Origin of the sequence: Achromobacter sp. GD03932, assembly GCF_029839485.1 — a bacterium.
In the GTDB taxonomy this organism is placed as follows: Bacteria; Pseudomonadota; Gammaproteobacteria; order Burkholderiales; family Burkholderiaceae_B; genus Achromobacter; species Achromobacter bronchisepticus_A.
In genome coordinates this window covers 256,088-272,020 of the sequence record NZ_JAOCAT010000002.1, presented here as the reverse complement: position 1 = coordinate 272,020, position 15,933 = coordinate 256,088, and the positions used below count along the sequence as shown (strand labels likewise).

General features: G+C 68.9%; 18 protein-coding genes. 11 read left to right on the top strand and 7 right to left on the bottom strand.

Annotated features, from left to right (window positions below):
* Positions 1-14: 14 nt before the first annotated feature.
* Entirely contained in the window at positions 15-2,315 is a 2,301-nt protein-coding gene (locus tag N5C88_RS02990; RefSeq protein ID WP_280014658.1) for an NADP-dependent malic enzyme, read from the bottom strand.
* Positions 2,316-2,422: 107 nt separating this feature from the next.
* Between N5C88_RS02990 and N5C88_RS02985 the strand changes: the two genes are divergently transcribed.
* The 5 genes from N5C88_RS02985 (at position 2,423) to N5C88_RS02965 (ending at position 6,459) form a co-directional block, all read left to right on the top strand.
* Complete coding sequence (locus N5C88_RS02985; protein WP_059378848.1) at positions 2,423-3,391, top strand: LysR substrate-binding domain-containing protein; 969 nt, start codon at positions 2,423-2,425, stop codon at positions 3,389-3,391.
* A gap of 106 nt (positions 3,392-3,497) precedes the next feature.
* On the top strand, positions 3,498-4,046 hold the full coding sequence (locus tag N5C88_RS02980; protein ID WP_118932981.1) for a hypothetical protein: 549 nt from the start codon (positions 3,498-3,500) through the stop codon (positions 4,044-4,046).
* Positions 4,043-4,537 (top strand): hypothetical protein, encoded by a 495-nt coding sequence (locus N5C88_RS02975; protein WP_118932980.1) that lies wholly within the window; start codon positions 4,043-4,045, stop codon positions 4,535-4,537. The genes N5C88_RS02980 and N5C88_RS02975 overlap by 4 nt, the downstream gene beginning before the upstream one ends.
* A gap of 83 nt (positions 4,538-4,620) precedes the next feature.
* A complete protein-coding gene (locus tag N5C88_RS02970; protein ID WP_280014657.1) occupies positions 4,621-5,427 on the top strand; it encodes an AraC family transcriptional regulator in 807 nt (268 codons plus the stop codon).
* 81 nt (positions 5,428-5,508) lie between these two features.
* Positions 5,509-6,459: a DMT family transporter gene (locus tag N5C88_RS02965; protein WP_280014656.1), complete on the top strand. Its 951-nt coding sequence runs from the start codon at positions 5,509-5,511 to the stop codon at positions 6,457-6,459.
* Here N5C88_RS02965 and N5C88_RS02960 read toward each other — a convergent pair.
* Complete coding sequence (locus N5C88_RS02960; RefSeq protein WP_059378842.1) at positions 6,446-6,928, bottom strand: MarR family winged helix-turn-helix transcriptional regulator; 483 nt, start codon at positions 6,926-6,928, stop codon at positions 6,446-6,448. The genes N5C88_RS02965 and N5C88_RS02960 overlap by 14 nt on opposite strands.
* A 130-nt stretch (positions 6,929-7,058) precedes the next feature.
* On the opposite strand from N5C88_RS02960, the gene N5C88_RS02955 reads away from it, so the two are divergent.
* Positions 7,059-8,462, top strand: coding sequence for an MATE family efflux transporter (locus tag N5C88_RS02955; RefSeq protein WP_059378840.1), 1,404 nt, complete (start codon positions 7,059-7,061; stop codon positions 8,460-8,462).
* Here N5C88_RS02955 and N5C88_RS02950 read toward each other — a convergent pair.
* Positions 8,459-9,358 carry a LysR substrate-binding domain-containing protein gene (locus N5C88_RS02950; protein ID WP_280014655.1) on the bottom strand — a complete coding sequence of 300 codons (900 nt, stop codon included), beginning with the start codon at positions 9,356-9,358 and terminating at the stop codon, positions 8,459-8,461. The two genes, N5C88_RS02955 and N5C88_RS02950, sit on opposite strands and share 4 nt — an antisense overlap.
* Before the next feature lie 124 nt (positions 9,359-9,482).
* Between N5C88_RS02950 and N5C88_RS02945 the strand changes: the two genes are divergently transcribed.
* Positions 9,483-9,896, top strand: a complete 414-nt coding sequence (locus tag N5C88_RS02945; protein WP_280014654.1) for a sel1 repeat family protein — start codon at positions 9,483-9,485, stop codon at positions 9,894-9,896.
* Positions 9,893-10,663 (top strand): sulfite exporter TauE/SafE family protein, encoded by a 771-nt coding sequence (locus tag N5C88_RS02940; RefSeq protein ID WP_251879473.1) that lies wholly within the window; start codon positions 9,893-9,895, stop codon positions 10,661-10,663. The genes N5C88_RS02945 and N5C88_RS02940 overlap by 4 nt, the downstream gene beginning before the upstream one ends.
* 21 nt (positions 10,664-10,684) lie before the next feature.
* On the opposite strand, the gene N5C88_RS02935 is transcribed toward N5C88_RS02940, so the two are convergent.
* Together N5C88_RS02935 and N5C88_RS02930 are read right to left on the bottom strand one after the other, a co-directional pair.
* Positions 10,685-11,500, bottom strand: coding sequence for an SDR family NAD(P)-dependent oxidoreductase (locus N5C88_RS02935; RefSeq protein WP_251879472.1), 816 nt, complete (start codon positions 11,498-11,500; stop codon positions 10,685-10,687).
* A 182-nt stretch (positions 11,501-11,682) separates the two neighbouring features.
* Positions 11,683-11,832 carry a hypothetical protein gene (locus tag N5C88_RS02930; RefSeq protein ID WP_165867857.1) on the bottom strand — a complete coding sequence of 50 codons (150 nt, stop codon included), beginning with the start codon at positions 11,830-11,832 and terminating at the stop codon, positions 11,683-11,685.
* Positions 11,833-12,077: 245 nt separating this feature from the next.
* Between N5C88_RS02930 and N5C88_RS02925 the strand changes: the two genes are divergently transcribed.
* Positions 12,078-12,410, top strand: a complete 333-nt coding sequence (locus N5C88_RS02925; RefSeq protein ID WP_059378829.1) for a hypothetical protein — start codon at positions 12,078-12,080, stop codon at positions 12,408-12,410.
* A gap of 34 nt (positions 12,411-12,444) precedes the next feature.
* Here the strand turns inward: N5C88_RS02925 and N5C88_RS02920 are convergent, their stop codons facing one another.
* Positions 12,445-12,981 (bottom strand): GNAT family N-acetyltransferase, encoded by a 537-nt coding sequence (locus N5C88_RS02920; RefSeq protein WP_280014653.1) that lies wholly within the window; start codon positions 12,979-12,981, stop codon positions 12,445-12,447.
* 7 nt (positions 12,982-12,988) lie between these two features.
* Complete coding sequence (locus N5C88_RS02915; protein WP_059378827.1) at positions 12,989-13,561, bottom strand: helix-turn-helix transcriptional regulator; 573 nt, start codon at positions 13,559-13,561, stop codon at positions 12,989-12,991.
* 97 nt (positions 13,562-13,658) lie between these two features.
* Between N5C88_RS02915 and N5C88_RS02910 the strand changes: the two genes are divergently transcribed.
* Together N5C88_RS02910 and alkB are read left to right on the top strand one after the other, a co-directional pair.
* Positions 13,659-15,203, top strand: a complete 1,545-nt coding sequence (locus N5C88_RS02910; RefSeq protein ID WP_280014652.1) for a phospholipase D family protein — start codon at positions 13,659-13,661, stop codon at positions 15,201-15,203.
* A gap of 6 nt (positions 15,204-15,209) precedes the next feature.
* Positions 15,210-15,878, top strand: coding sequence for a DNA oxidative demethylase AlkB (gene alkB, locus N5C88_RS02905; protein ID WP_251879464.1), 669 nt, complete (start codon positions 15,210-15,212; stop codon positions 15,876-15,878).
* Positions 15,879-15,933: the final 55 nt, after the last annotated feature.

Here is a 15,933-nt window from a genome sequence, read left to right as displayed (position 1 = left end):
GCGCGCAAGCAGGATCAGGCCGAGGCTTCGACGCGGTTGGCGTCCAGCACCGTCATCGCGGTCATGTTGATGATGCGGCGCACGGTGGAGCTGGAGGTCAGGATGTGCACCGGGGCGTTGGCGCCCAGCAGGAACGGACCCACCGCCACGTTGCCGCCTGCGGCCGTCTTCAACAGGTTGTAGGCGATGTTGCCCGAGTCCACGTTCGGGCACACCAGCAGATTGGCCTCGCCCTTGAGCGAAGACGAGGGCAGGATGCGCATGCGCAGCGCTTCGTCCAGCGCGCAATCGCCGTGCATTTCACCGTCGATCTCAAGTTCCGGCGCGGCCTGGCGCACCAGTTCCAGCGCGCGGCGCATCTTCGCGCCCGAGGCCGAACTGCCCGAACCGAAGTTCGAACGCGACAGCAGCGCGACCTTGGGCGCCAGGTTCATGCGCGCCATTTCCTGCGCCGCCATCACCGTGAACTCGGCGATCTGCTCGGCCGAGGGTTCATCGTTGACGTGCGTGTCCACCAGCACCACCGTGCGCTCGTTGAGCAGCAGGATGTTCATGGCGGCGTACACGTTGTGGCCAGGACGGCGGCCGATGACCTCGTCCACGAAGCGCAGGTGATCGTGGTACGCGCCCACCGTGCCGCAAACCATGCCGTCGGCGTCGCCCAGGTGCACCATCATCGCGCCGATCAGGGTCAGGCGGCGGCGCATTTCCACGCGCGCCATTTCCTTGGTGATGCCGCGGCGGCACATCAGTTCCCAGTACGTGGTCCAGTACTGGTGGAAGCGTTCGTCGTATTCCGGGTTGGTGACTTCGACGTCCTCGCCCAGACGCAGACGCAGGCCGAACTTCTCGATGCGCGACAGCAGGACGGCGGGACGGCCCACCAGGATGGGACGGGCCAGGCCTTCGTCCACGATCACCTGCACCGCGCGCAGCACGCGCTCGTCTTCGCCTTCCGTGAACACGATGCGAGACTTGCCGCCTTCGCGCACGATGCGCTTGGCCGCCGAGAACAGCGGCTTCATGAAGGCGCCCGAGTGGTACACGAACTGCTGCAGTTGCTCTTCGTAGGCTTCCAGGTCCGCCAGCGGACGCGTCGCCACGCCGCCTTCCATTGCGGCCTTGGCCACCGCCGGGGCGATGCGCACGATCAGGCGCGGATCGAAGGGCTTGGGAATCAGGTATTCGGGGCCGAACGAAATGTCGTAGGTGCCATAGGCCGCGGCCACCACTTCGTTCTGCTCTTCCTCGGCCAGCTCGGCAATGGCGTACACCGCCGCCTTTTCCATCTCGCGGGTGATGGTGGTGGCGCCCACGTCCAGCGCGCCGCGGAAGATGTAGGGGAAGCACAGCACGTTGTTGACCTGGTTCGGGTAGTCCGAACGGCCGGTCGCCATGACCACGTCGTCGCGCACCGACTGCGCCACTTCCGGCAGGATCTCGGGCGTGGGGTTGGCCAGCGCCAGGATCAGCGGGCGCGGACCCATGGCCGAGACCATTTCCGGCTTGAGCACGCCGCCGGCCGACAGGCCCAGGAACACGTCGGCGTCCTGGATCACTTCGGCCAGCTTGCGGGCGTCGGTCTTCTGCGCGAAGCGCGCCTTGTCCGGGTCCATCAGCACGGTGCGGCCTTCGTAGACCACGCCTTCGATGTCGGTGACCCAGACGTTTTCCAGCGGCAGGCCCAGGTCCACCATCAGATCCAGGCAGGCCAGCGCGGCGGCGCCTGCGCCCGAAGTCACCACCTTGACCTGCTTGATGTCCTTGCCCACGACCTTCAGGCCGTTGATGAAGGCTGCCGAAACGGTGATGGCCGTGCCGTGCTGGTCGTCATGGAAAACGGGAATCTTCATGCGCTCGCGCAGCTTGCGCTCGACGGTGAAGCACTCCGGAGCCTTGATGTCTTCGAGGTTGATGCCGCCGAAGGTGGCTTCCAGGCCCGCGATGATCTCGACCAGCTTGTCCGGGTCGGTCTCGTTGATTTCGATGTCGTACACGTCAAGGCCGGCAAACTTCTTGAACAGCACCGCCTTGCCTTCCATCACCGGCTTGGAGGCCAGCGCGCCGATGTTGCCCAGGCCCAGCACCGCGGTGCCGTTGGTGATCACGCCCACCAGGTTGCCGCGGCCGGTGTACCGGTACACATTGGCCGGATCGGCCACGATTTCTTCGCAGGCCGCCGCCACGCCGGGCGAGTACGCCAGGGCCAGGTCGCGCTGGTTGACCAGCGGCTTGGACGCCACGACGGAGATCTTCCCCGAGGTGGGGAACTCGTGATAGTCCAGTGCTGCCTGGCGATCCGATTGCGTATTCATGGGGCTGAGCCTCCTAGTCTTGATATAGGAAAAATTCTAGGCTCCAATACATAAGCAGATCATTCAACTTTAATATCGTCCCATAATATTTACCTTATGCATCGCCTATGACAGCCTTTGATCCGGACCTGGTTATCCGGAAACTGACCTCGCGGCTGAAGATGCGCCACCTGGTGCTGCTGCTGCAGATCGAGCAGCACGGCTCGCTGACCCGGGTGGCCGAACACATGGCCACCAGCCAGCCGGCCGTGACCAATGCCCTGGCCGAACTAGAAAGCATGTTCGACGTGCCCCTGTTCGAACGCTCGGTGCGCGGCATGACGCCCACGCCCCTGGGCGCGGTGGTGCTGGCGCGGGCCCGCGCCCTGGTCCACGACCTGGGCCATCTGGTCCAGGAAATGGAGGCCGTGGCGGCCGGCCATGCCGCCCATCTGCACATCGGCGTCATCCCCTTCGTGTCCGGCCAGATGCTGTCGTCCGCCATCAGCCGCACCCTGCCCCAGGGCCGCCGCATCACCGCCACCATCCACGAAGGCCAGGGGCCGGCGCTGCTGCGGCAGCTGCGCGACCACACGCTGGACCTGGTGGTGGGCTGGGCCACGCCGTCGGTGGACATGGACAACCTGGGCTTCGAGGTGCTGTACCACCAGCAGCCGCGCCTGATCGCCAGCCGCCGGCTGGCCGCCCGCCTGGGCCGCTCGCGGCTGGAATGGAACCGGCTGGCCGACCTGGACTGGATCCTGGGCACGCCGGACAGCCCGATCCGCGAACAGGTGTCCGAGATCTTCCTGCGCGCCGGGCTGGCGCCCCCGACGCCGTCGGTGCAAAGCGACTCGTCCAAGCTGATCGGCGAAATGATCGTGGCCAGCGACCGCGCCGTCGCCATCCTGCCCGCCGACATCGCCGACGAACTGGTGCGCATCGCGGGCGCGGCCATCGTGCCGTATTCCTTCGACTGGACCCTGCCGCCGATCGCGCTGTTCACGCGCGCCGACGGTCTGCGCCGCAACGTCGACGCGCTGTTCGCCGCCGCGCTGCGCGAGGCCTATACCAAAGGTGCGCGGCCGCCCGCCTGATCCGCGCCCAGCGGGAAAATTGCCAACAAATGCAAATACGCTCGCGCCGCGGCGGCGCGCCCTCCTATACTTCCCGCGCCAAGCAACAAGCAGGAGGGCACGCAGTTTGTTCACACTTCCGCCTATCAACCCGGGCCGCGGCGCAATCGCCCTCCTCACCCTCGCCGCGCTTGCCGGATTGTCCGGCTGCAATTCGCTGCTGAACGAAGGCACGGGCGCCGCGGCCGGTATCGCCGGCACCGCCATCGCCAACAAGGTCACTGACAACGCCACCGTCGCCACCGGCATCGGCCTGGGCGTGCAGGCCGGCGCCAAGGCCGCGCTGGCCTACGCCCAGCGCAAGACCCGCGGCGAAGAACAGGACGCCATCGCCATGGCCGCCGGCCCGCTGGCGGTCGGCAAAGTGGCCAACTGGCAGGTCAAGCACGAGCTGCCCATCGAAAGCGACGCGCAAGGCCAGGTCACGGTTAGCCGCCTGATCGGCGGCGTGGACCTGGAATGCAAGGAAGTGGTCTTCTCCATCGACACGCCGGCCGACAAGGCCGGCGCCGATCCGCAACGCGAGTTCTACGTCACCACCGTGTGCCGCGACGGCAAGCACTGGCGCTGGGCCAGCGCCGAACCCGCCACGGCCCGCTGGGGCTCGCTGCAGTGAGGCGCGCCGCAAGCCTGCTGGCGCTGGCCGCCTGCCTGGGCCTGGCCGGCTGCCAGAGTTCCTCCATCGGCGGCGCGGCGGGCGCCGTGGTCGGCACCGTCAGCGGCGCCGCCACCGCCAATCCGGTCGCGGGCTACGCCATCGGCGTCACGGTGCAGGCGGCGGTGGATGCCACTGTGAAATACGTGCTGCGCGAGTGGAAGAACGACCAGCAGAACGTCATGGCCAATGCGGCGGGCGCCCTGCCCATCGGCCAGGTGCGCCAGTGGGAAATCCGCCACGCGCTGCCGGTGGGCAGCGAGCGCGGCGGCATCCAGGTGGTGCGCGACATCGCCACGCCCTTGACCCACTGCCGCGAAGTGCTGTTCACGGTGGAGCAAAAGGACGCGCCCGCGCCCGCCTACTCCAGCATGATCTGCCAGCAGCCGGGCGGCCAGTGGAAGTGGGCCGCGGCCGAACCCGCGGTAGCGCGCTGGAACGGCCTGCAATAGCCTGAACGCGGGGCCGCCGGCCCCTTGATCGCGCCCGGGCGGGCGGGTGATACTGCCTGCAAGCCCCTTATCCCAGACTCCCCATGAACGCAGGCCAGTTCGTCATGCAGCGCAGCGCCCTCGCCGGCGTGCAGGCCGTGGCCGCGCACAGCCGGCATGCGTTCGCGCGCCACACGCACGAGCAGTTCGGCATCGGCGTCATGCGCCAGGGCGCCCAGGTCTCGCACAGCGGCCGCGGCCAGGTCGAGGCCGGCCCTGGGCACGTGATCACGGTGAACCCGGGCGAAGTGCATGACGGCGCCCCCATCGGCGATGGCGAACGCGCCTGGCAGATGCTGTATCTGGATCCCGAGGTGGTGGCGCAGGCCGCGGCCGAACTGGGCGCAAGCAGGCTCGGCTACGAATTCGAGCACCCCGCGCAGGACCGTCCCGCGCTGGCGCGCGACGTGCTGGCACTCTATGCCCAGGCCACCGCCGGCGCAGCGCCGCTGGCCTGCGATGCGCTGCTGCTGCGCATCCTGGCGCAGGCGCGCGACCGCGATGCCGAGCGCCTGGCCCGGCCTGCGCGCGCCACCCCCGACGCCATCCGCCATGCCCGCGCGCTGATCGACGACGACCCGGCGGCCTCGCTGTCGCTGGCCGACCTGGCCACGGCCAGCGGCCTGAGCCGCTACCAGGTGCTGCGGGCCTTTGCCCGCGACACCGGCCTCACGCCCCACGCCTACCAGGTGCAGCGGCGCCTGCTGCTCGCGCGCAGCCTGATCCGGCAGGGCTCGGCGCTGGCCGATGCCGCCGCCGCGGTCGGCTTTGCCGATCAGAGCCACATGACCCGGCTGTTCGTGCGCGCCTACGGCGTATCGCCGCGGCGCTACGCGCGGGCCGCGGCCTGATCCCTGCAATTTCGTTCAAGACCCGGGCGCGCCCGGCCGCTTAGCCTGTGCGCTTCTCTCTGAAAGAGCGCGGATCGGATCATGAACAATCGAATGCGGGGCTATTGCTATCTGGCGGCCGCCATGGCGCTGGTGGGCAGCACGGTAGCCGCCAGCAAGATCATCGGCACGGGCTTGCCGCCCTTCACCGCGACGGCCTTGCGCTTCGCCATCGCCTTGCCCTGCTTCGCGCTGCTGATGGCGTTGACCGGCGCGCGCCTGCCGCGGCTGGAGCGGCGCGACTGGCTGCTGCTGGCCGTCCAGGCCATCGCCGGCAGCGTCGGCTACACCGCGCTGCTGATCGCTGGGCTGCAGCGCGCGTCGGCGGTGGACGGCGGCATCATCCTCGGCACCTTGCCGCTGGTCTCGGCCGCCATTGCCATCCTGCTGCTGGGCGAACGCCCGGGCAAAGCCACGCTGGCCGCCATCATCGCCGCCGCCTTCGGCGTCTGGCTGATGATGCGCCATTCGGCCGGCCAAGGCGGCGCGCGCTCGCTGGCGGGCAACGCGCTGATCCTGGGCGCGGTGCTGTGCGAAGGACTATTCATCCTGTTGAACAAACGGCTGCGCCAGCCGGTAGCGCCGCTCGCGCTATCGACGCTCATGACGGGCTTCGGCCTGGCGTTCTCGGCCGTGGCGAGCGTGGCGGAAGCGCCCTGGAACCTGGACTTGCCCGCGCCGGCGGTGGCCGCGGTGGCCTACTACGCGCTGGTGCCCACCGTGGGCGGCTTCCTGCTCTGGTATGCGGGCGCGGCCCGCGTCAACGGCGCCGAAGCCGCCTTGTTCACCGCGCTGGCGCCGGTGTCGGCGGTAGCGCTTGCCGCCGGACTGCTGGGCGAGGCCCTGGCTCCCGCGCAGTTGGCCGGCATGGCTTGCGTGCTGGGCGCGGTGCTGATGTTGGGCGGGTCCGGGCTGCGCTCGCGCGGCCGGCGGCTACGCGCCGAGCCCGCAGCCGCTGGCGACGAAGCACCCAGCGGCCCTAGCCGCGGCTGAAGGCCAGCGCAAACTCGTCGGAAAAAATATCGGCCAGCGAACGCCGCAACGCGGCCGCGCGCTCGGCGCCGTAGGCCGCCTCGAAGCGGCGCTGCGCATCCTTCCACAGCCGCTTGGATTCCGCCAGCTTGGCGCGTCCCGCATCCGTCAGCGCCACGCGGCGGCTGCGGCCGTCCAGCGGGTCGCGCGACATCTGCACGTAGCCGTCGCGCTCCAGCGGCTTGAGGTTGTGCGCCAGCGCCGACCGGTCCAGCACCATGATGCGCGCCAGGTCCGTCATCGACGGCGTGCCTGCGCGCGCGATGTGCACCAGGATGGAATGCTGCGACACCTTCAGGCCGCAGGGAGCCAGCACCGTGTCGTACAGCTGCGACACGCGCCGGGTCGCCTTGCGCAGCGCGGCGCCGTTGCAGACTAACGGATCGGGTGCAACGGAAGCGGCGGAAACGGAGGGCTGTTCGTCGGACATGACAGGCGCAGGAAGAGGAGGACGGCGAGGACTCAACGCTACCGCCGGCATGGACTCGAGTCTAGCTCAATCTTGACTTTTATTGGCATATGCACGTAAATATTCGAACGCCACCCAAGGGTTCCTTCCGATGTCCGCGCCCCCGCCGCCCCGTCCCGCCAACGCGCGCCTGCAGGCCATGCTGCACGCGCCCATCGGCCCCACGCTGGCGCGCCTGGCGTGGCCGAACATCCTGATGATGCTGGCGCAGTCTTCCACGGGATTGATCGAGACCTGGTTCCTGGCGCGCCTGGGCACGCCGGTACTGGCGGGCGTGGCCTTGGTGGTGCCGGTGTTGATGCTGATGCAGAACATGTCGCAAGGCGCGATGGGCGGAGGCATCTCGGCCGCGGTGGCAAGATCGCTGGGCGGCGGCCGGCAGCGCGAGGCGGACCAGCTGGTACTGCATGCCGTGGTGCTCAACGGCCTGCTGGGCCTGGCGTTCTGCGCACTGCTGCTGCTTGGCGGTCCGTGGCTGTACCGCGCACTGGGCGCCGAGGGAGAGGCGCTCGAGGCCGCCCTGGCCTACTCCGACGTCATCTTCGGCGGCATCGTCCTGATGTGGCTGATGAACGCGTTCGCCAGCGCCATCCGCGGCACCGGCAACATGCTGGTGCCCGGCGCCGTGATCTGCGGCGGCGCCCTGCTGCTGATCCCGCTGTCGCCGTGCCTGATCTTCGGCTGGGGGCCTTTTCCCGCGCTGGGCGTGGCCGGCGGCGGCTGGGCGCTGGTGATCTACTACGCCCTGGGCGCGCTGATCCTGGGCCTGTACTGCGCCAGCGGACGCAATGCCGCGCGGCTGGTGCCCAGCCGCCTGTATCCGGGCCTGATGCGCAACATCCTCAGCGTGGGCGCGCTGGCCACCATCAACCCGCTCCTGACCAACGCCCTGGTGGCGCTGACGGCGGCCCTGGTCGGCGCCTATGCCGGCACCGCGGCGGTCGCCGGCTACGGCATCGCGGTGCGCCTGGAATACCTGCTAATGCCCATCGCCTTCGGCTTGGGCGCGCCCATGGTGGCGATGGTCGGGTCCAACATCGGCGCGGGCCAGCCCGAACGCGCGCTGCGCATCGCCCTGACCGGCGGCGCGATGGCCTTTGTGCTGGCCGAGACCATCGGACTGGCGGCGGCGTTCTTCCCCGAGGCCTGGCTGCGCCTGTTCGGCGCGCAGGATCACATGCTGGAAGCCGGCGCCAGCTACCTGCGCACGGTCGGCCCGGTCTACGGCTTCTTCGCCCTGGGATTCTCGATGTACTTCGCATCGCAGGGCGCCGGCCGCCTGAAATGGCCGCTGATTGCAGGCTTCCTGCGCCTGCTGCTCGGCATCGGCGCCGGCGCCATTGCCTTGCGCCTGACGGGATCGCTGGGCCTGTTCTTCGCCATCGCGGCGCTGGCGATGTGCGTCTATGGCCTGGTCATCCTGGGCGCCGTCGCGTCGGGCTCCTGGTTCGACCGCCCGGCCCAGGGCTGGCGCCGGCTGTTCGCGCGCTCCTAGCGGTCCGGGCGCGCAGGCGCGTCGCGCAGCGCGTATTCCACCAGCGCTGCCGCGTAGGCCGGCAGCGTGTCGCGCACGCACAGCACCAGGTCGCGCGCGGCCCAATCGTCGGCCAGCGCCACGCGCCGCACGCCCGCGGCCCGGCCATAGCGCGCCGCCGCCACGCGCGGCACGATGGCAATGCCCACGCCCTGCCCCACCATCCGGCACACGGCATCGAAACTGCGCAACCGCACGCGGTACGACAAGGCCTTGCCGCCGCGGCGCGCGTGATGCGCGATGTGTTCCTGCAAGGCGCTGCCCTCGACCAGCCCGACGAACTCCTGGTCGGCCACGTCGGCCAGCAACACCGACTGACGGCTGGCCAGCGCGTGCTCCGGCGGCACGATCAGCGTCAGGGGATCATGCCGGAAGGTCTGCGTGCGCAAGCCTTGCAGGTCAGCGGAATCCGCCAGCACACCGATATCGCAGGTGCCTGCCCGCAACGCGTCGGCGATCTCGTGGCTCAAGCGTTCCTCCAGGTCCACCGAGACGCGGGGATGATCCTTGAGAAACGCGCCCAGCACCGGCGGCAGGTATTCGCTCAAGGCCGTGGTGTTGCACAGCACGCGCACCAGCCCCTTCAATCCCAGGCCGTAATGGTCCAGCTCGCCGCGCATGCGGTCCATCTGCGCCAGCACCACGCGCGCATGGTGCGCCAGCGTGCGGCCCGCCGGCGTGGGCTCGACCCCGCGCGGCTCGCGCAGCAGCAGCGGCACGCCCAGCGTGTCCTCCATGCCGCGGATACGCTCGCTCGCCGATGCCAGCGTCATGTGGGAGCGCTTGGCTCCCGCGGTGATGGAGCCGGTTTCCTGTACGTTGAGGAACAGCCGCAGATCGGTGAGATCGAATCGCATGCGAAAAGCGTAGCACGGCACCCCTCAGGCTGTGCCATAGGCCAACTACGCAAGATCCCGATACCGGTCCCAGGGCGCCGCGGATGACAATCAAGTCTCGCCCCTTCCAATCCAGGGAAATTCCATGAAAACCATCACACCGCGGCGCCCCCGGGTCCATTGGCCCGCTCTTGTCCTGCTGGCCCTGAGCCTGCACGGCTCAGGCCTGGCCGTAGCCGGCAGCCTGGACCCGCACACCACGCCCGCGCAGAAATACGCGCTGGCGCTGGAAGCCCAGACCCAGGGCGACTACGCCGCCATGACACAGTGGCTGCGCGCGGCCGCCAGCGACGGTCACGCGCCAGCGCAGCGCATGCTGGGCATCGCGCTGCTGGGCGGTCCGGCGCTCTACGGAGAGTCCCTGCGCGCCGACCTGTGCGAGGGACGGCGGTGGCTGCTGCGCGCGGCCCGCCAGGACGGCAAGGGCGCGGACGATGTTGCCTACGCCCTGTTCGGCCGTCCGCGCGACGGCCTCACCGTCGCCTGCGAGCCCGCATGAACCTCCTGGACCTGTTTCCCGGCGGCACGCCGACGCTGCTTGCCGTCACCGTATCGGTATTCATCCTGGCCGGCGTGGTCAAGGGCGTCGTGGGGCTGGGACTGCCCACCATCTCCATGGCCATGCTGGCGCTGGTCATGGCCCCGGCCCAGGCCGCGGCATTGCTGATCGTGCCGTCCCTCATCACCAACCTCTGGCAGGCCCGGCCTTGGGCCACGCTGCCCCAGGTGCTGCGCCGCATCGGCGCCATGCAGGCCGGCGTCTGCGCCGGCACGATAGGCGGTGCGCTGTGGCTCGGTCCGCCTTCGGGGCATTGGGCCAGCGTATGCCTGGGGCTGGCGCTGGTGGCTTATGCCGCCTGGGGCCTGTTCGGCTCGCCGCCCAGGGCGCCGCGGCGCCATCAAGGGCTGGTGGGCGTATCGGTCGGCGCCATTACCGGGGTCATCACCGCGGCGACCGGCGTGTTCGTCATCCCCGCGGTGCCTTATCTGCAAGCCCTGAACCTGGGCAAGGACGGCCTGATCCAGGCCATGGGCATCTCGTTCACGGTGTCCACGGTGGCGCTGGCGATCGGCCTGGGCGTCAACGGCGGCTACGCGCCCGAAGCCGCCGGCGCGTCCTTGCTGATGCTGCTGCCCGCGCTGGCCGGGATGGCGCTGGGCACATGGCTGCGCGGCAGGATGTCGGCGCAGGCCTTCAAGCGCTGCTTCATGGTGAGCCTGGCGCTCCTGGGCGCCTACCAGGCGGTGCAAGGCTGGACGGCCTGAGGCCGGCCGTCGGACGGAAAGTCAGGCGGCCATCCGCCTTTCGTCCACGAAGCCAATCGACACGGACATCTCGCGCCAGCGCGCCAACTCCTGCTGCACGGTCTGGATCTTGGCGCGCGCCTGGTCGAAGGCGTCGCGCCCCAGGAACAGGTGCAGAGGCGCATATTGCGCCTGGGCCGCGTTGATCAGCGTGCGCGCCATCTTGGCCGGATCTCCGTCCGCGTCGCGCGCCTGCGCATTGCGCGCCGCCCGCTCGGGCGCTTGCTCGCCGTCCGCGATGCGCAGCGCGCCTGGATAGACCAGCGACACCCGGATGCCGAACGGCGCGGCCTCGGCGGCCAGGGCTTCGGTCAGGCCGCTGACGGCGAACTTGGCGGCGCTATAGGCGCCCCAATCGGCCCGGCCGCCATCAAAGCCCAGGATCGACGAGATATTGAACACGTGGCCGCTGCGCTGCGCGCGCATGCGCGGCAGGGCCGCGCGGATCACGTTCAGTGTGGCGAACACATTGATGTCGAAGGTGTCGCGCAAGTCCTCGTCCGGCAGGCTGTCCAGCGCGCCGCGCAGGCCATGGCCCGCGTTGTTCACCACCACGTCCAGCCCGCCGAAGGCTGTCACCGCGGCATCCACCGCGCGTTGCACCTTACGCTCATCGGCCAGGTCCACCGTCAGGGGCAGGAACCGCCCCTCCAGCTTGGCGCCCACCGCGTCCAGCAGCGCATCGCCGTCCTGCGAGGTCGCCGCGACCTTGTGGCCCAAGTCCAGCAACATCTTCACCAGGACCAGGCCCAGGCCCGCGGATGCGTCCGTCACCAACCAGATTTTTTCGGTATTCATGCGATTCCCTTCCCTTGCGTGTGCTGCCGGCAACGCGCCCGGCAGCGTGGCGGAGCCAGCGCATCCGCAATGGACTCGCCGCCCCGACCCTGGAAGAGATGGTAAGAATCGCCAGCCTGCGCGTACAGGCTCGTTCTTGCGTGAAACCTGCCTATTCCTGCAATGCTGTGTTCCGCTCGCGCTCAGCCCAACGCGCTGCGGTAGTGCTCGCTATCGAATGCCGGCGCGCTTGCCGCTTGCGGCGCGGCTGACGGTTCCTGCGCCGCGCCGGGCGTCTCGACGCCGAAGAGAGAGAGTTCCGCGTTGACCAATGCCAGTATGAAATTTGCCATGATGACTCCTAGGATTTTGCGTCCGGACCGGCGCGGGCCGCGCAGGTCTTATAGAGGACATGGATGCCATGGTGCGGGCCTGGCCGCGCGCCGTCCATTTGCTTTACTCAATGGCGCCGATTGACGGGATGCAAGCCGGGAGACGCCCGGGCCTGGAATGACGGATAATTCGGGGTGTTTGCCGCAGCGCTGCGGGAAACAGCACTTTTCTTGGGCCTAGCGCCCGCCCGCATTCGGAGTCAGTCATGCATCGCGGTATCGAGGCGATCGAAAAATTCATGGAATCTGTCGGCCTGGCCTGGCGCCCCGGCTCGACCGCGCGCGCCGAACTCAAAGTCAGCTACCGCATCGGCAATACCCGTCCGCTGGGCATAGACCGCACGCTGGTCGAATTCCACTGCGATGCCAAGCGCGCCAAGGTCTGGGTGCCGGAATTCTCGCGCACCAGCTTTCATCAATGGTTCGAAGTGCCCTACCAGGAGTTCGAATTCACCCCTGGCGGCTCGATGCTGAAGATCAAGGCCCCGGCGCGCGGCAACGCCCCGCCGTACAGCGTGGGCATCAAGCCGCTGGCCTGAGGCCTGCCGCTGCCGCCTGCGGCGGCAGCGTCCATTACAGCTGCTTGTACATGATGGTGGTGCCGTCCAGCTTGGCGGCATCATGCGGATCGCGGCTGAAACCCGGTATCACTCCCACCGTCTGGTAGCCCTGCGACGCATACAGCGGCTCGGCGCTATCGCCCGTGCGCGTGTCCAGCGTGATCAGGCTGCGGCCCTGACGCACTGCCATGGCTTCCGCCTCGGCCAGCAGGGCGCGGGCGATGCCGCGGCGGCGGAAATCCGGATGCACCAGCAGCTTGCGCACCTCGGCGCGGTGGGGCTGATTGGGCGGCGTGTCCCAATCCAGCTGCACCGACCCCGCGACGCGTCCGTCCTGGCGCGCCACCCACAGCGCGGACTTGCCGCCGGCGACCGCCGGCAACACCTTGGCGCGCCAGAAGGCCTGCGCCTCGTCCGACGAATACGGCAGTACGAAGCTCACGCTGGCGCCGCCCTGCACGCAGGCGCGCAGCAGCTCGGCCAGCTCGGGCACGAGAACGTCGGCGGCATCCGCCGACAGCAGGGTCAATTCAGGATTCGGATGGGACATGATGGACTCAGACGATGAAGAGCAGATAACGGGCGCCGCAATGCGGCGGGGTTGAGAATTCGCTGGCGCCAAACAGCTGGTAGCGCAGGCAGTCGCCCTGCGACAAGCCATGCGCCTGCCCGTCGACGGTGATGGCCAGTTCGCCTTCCAGCATCAGCAGATGGTGTTCAAGCCCCGGCCGGGGCGACCGCTCGTAGGCGATGCGCGTGCCGGGCTCCAGTTCGCACGCCAGCACCTCGCCCGCCAATTGCTGCGCGGGCGGTGACACCGAGCGGCGGCGGAATCCCGCACTGGCGTCCACCCACACGGCCTGCGCCTGCTGCGGCACCAGCGGCACGAAATCGTCCTCGACCATGAGCATCAGGCGCGACATGGTCATGCCATAGGCCGCGCACAGCTTGCCCAGCGCGCTGGCGGTCGGGCTGACCTCGGCGTTCTCCAGGCGCGACAGGGTGGCGCGGCTGAGACCGGCGCGGGCGGCCAGCTCGTCCAGCGACCAGTTGCGCTCCTGGCGCAACGCCTTGAGCCGGCCCGCGATGCGCCGGTCCAGATCGGCGTCGGGTTCGTTTGAATTTTCCATATTAGAGAATTTCTCTCAAATACGGAAATACGTCAAGCGCCGCGGACGAACCGCCGCCGCAACCAACCCGCGCCGCGATTTCGGCACAATACGGGTCATGCACCTGGCCAAACCCCTGATGATGACCGCCCTTTGCCTGAGCCTCCTGAGCGGCTGCGGCTTGCCGCCGCTGGACAACCGCAGCGTATCCCACGCCCTGACGCCCGAGGCGTCGCAGGACACCGCCCTGGGCCGGGCCATCGCACCGCTGGCCGCCAAACATCCCGGCAAATCGGGCATCCACCCCCTGCCCGACGCCTACGACGCCTTCGCCGCCCGCATGCTGCTGGCGCGCGCCGCCGAACGCAGCCTGGACGTGCAGTACTACATCTGGCACAAGGACATGACCGGCACCATGCTGCTGGAAGCCCTGCACGTCGCGGCCGACCGCGGCGTGCGCGTGCGGCTGCTGCTGGACGACAACGGCACCTCCGGGCTGGACGAGGAACTGGCCGCCCTGGATGCGCACCCGAACATCGAGGTGCGGCTGTACAACCCCTTCGTGCTGCGCTGGCCCAAGTCCCTGGGCTACGTGACGGACTTCAGCCGCCTGAACCGCCGCATGCACAACAAGTCCTTCACCGCGGACAACCAGGCCACCATCATCGGCGGGCGCAACATCGGCGATGAGTACTTCGGCGCGGCCAGCGGCGTGCTCTTCACCGACCTGGACGTGTTGGCCATCGGCGCCGCGGTCAATGACGTGTCGACGGATTTCGACCGCTACTGGGCCAGCGACTCTGCCTACCCGGTAGACCGGCTGCTGAAGAAGACCAGCCCCGGCGAACTCGACGAACTGGAACAGGCCGCCACCCGGGTCGAGCGCTCTCCCGAAGCCGCCGCCTATGCCGACGCCATGCGCAAGCTGCCCTTCATCCAGCAACTGCTGCAAGGCCAGCTGACACTGGAGTGGGCCGACACGCGCATGGTCAGCGACGATCCGCGCAAGACGCTGGGCACCGCGCCACCCGAGGCGATGCTGCCGCATCAGCTGCATGAAATCATCGGCACCCCCACCACCGATCTCGAACTGGTGTCGCCCTATTTCGTGCCTACCGCCGTCGGCACCGAGTCCTTCGGACAAATGGCGCGCAGCGGCATCAAGGTCAAGGTCCTCACCAATGCGCTCGAAGCCACGGACGTCGCCGTGGTGCATTCCGGCTACGCCAAGCGCCGCAAGGACCTGCTGGCCAGCGGCGTGGAACTCTACGAAATGAAGCGCATGGGCGCCGAAGTCGAACGCAACAAGAGCATGGGCCCCTTCGGCAGCTCGGGCTCCAGCCTGCATGCCAAGACCTTCGCCGTCGACGGCCAGCGCATCTTCGTCGGCTCCTTCAACTTCGACCCGCGCTCGGCCAAGCTCAACACCGAACTGGGCTTCGTCATAGACAGCCCCACGCTGGCGCGCCGCATCGCCGACGCGTTCGACAATGACCTGCCCAAGTCCGCCTACCGCGTCTGCCTGGACGACAAGGGCCAGCTCTATTGGCTGGAGCAGCGCAACGGCCACACCATACGGCACGACACCGAACCCGGCACCACGGTGTGGCAGCGCCTGTCGGTCTGGTTCGTGTCGCTGCTGCCGCTGGAACCGCTGCTGTAGGCTGACATGGCTGCCAACCTGGACCTGTTTGGCGAGAACGGCGACGATGGCGCCGCGCACGGCGGGCGCGTCGTGCTCGGCCCGCAATCCGTGGTGCTGCGCGGTTTTGCCCTGCCCGTGATGGACGCCCTGCTCGCCGGGGTCGATGCCGTGACCGCGCAGGCGCCCTTCCGGCACATGGAAACTCCCGGCGGCTACACCATGTCGGTGGCGCTGACCAATTGCGGACAGCTGGGCTGGACCAGCGACGCGCGCGGCTATCGCTATGCGCGCATCGATCCGCTTTCCGGCCAGCCCTGGCCCGCCATGCCGCTGGCCTTTCTGCAGCTGGCGCAAGCCGCCGCGGCCGAGGCCGGCTTTCCCGGCTTCGAGCCCGACGCCTGCCTGGTCAACCGCTATGAGCCCGGCTCGCGCCTGTCGCTGCACCAGGACAGGAACGAACGCGACTACGGCGCGCCCATCGTCTCCGTGTCGCTGGGCATGCCCGCCATGTTCCTCTTCGGCGGCGACCAGCGCGCCGACAAGGCCAGCCGCACGCCGCTGTTCCATGGCGACGTGGCCGTATGGGGCGGCGTCGACCGGCTGCGCTACCACGGCATCATGCCCATCAAGGACCTGCCGCATCCGCGGCTGGGCAGCCAGCGCATCAACTTCACCATCCGCCGCGCCGGCTGAGCCCCCGCCGCGACATGAGGGTTCCCCGCGTCTGGCCGGCCGCGAGCGGCGGCTC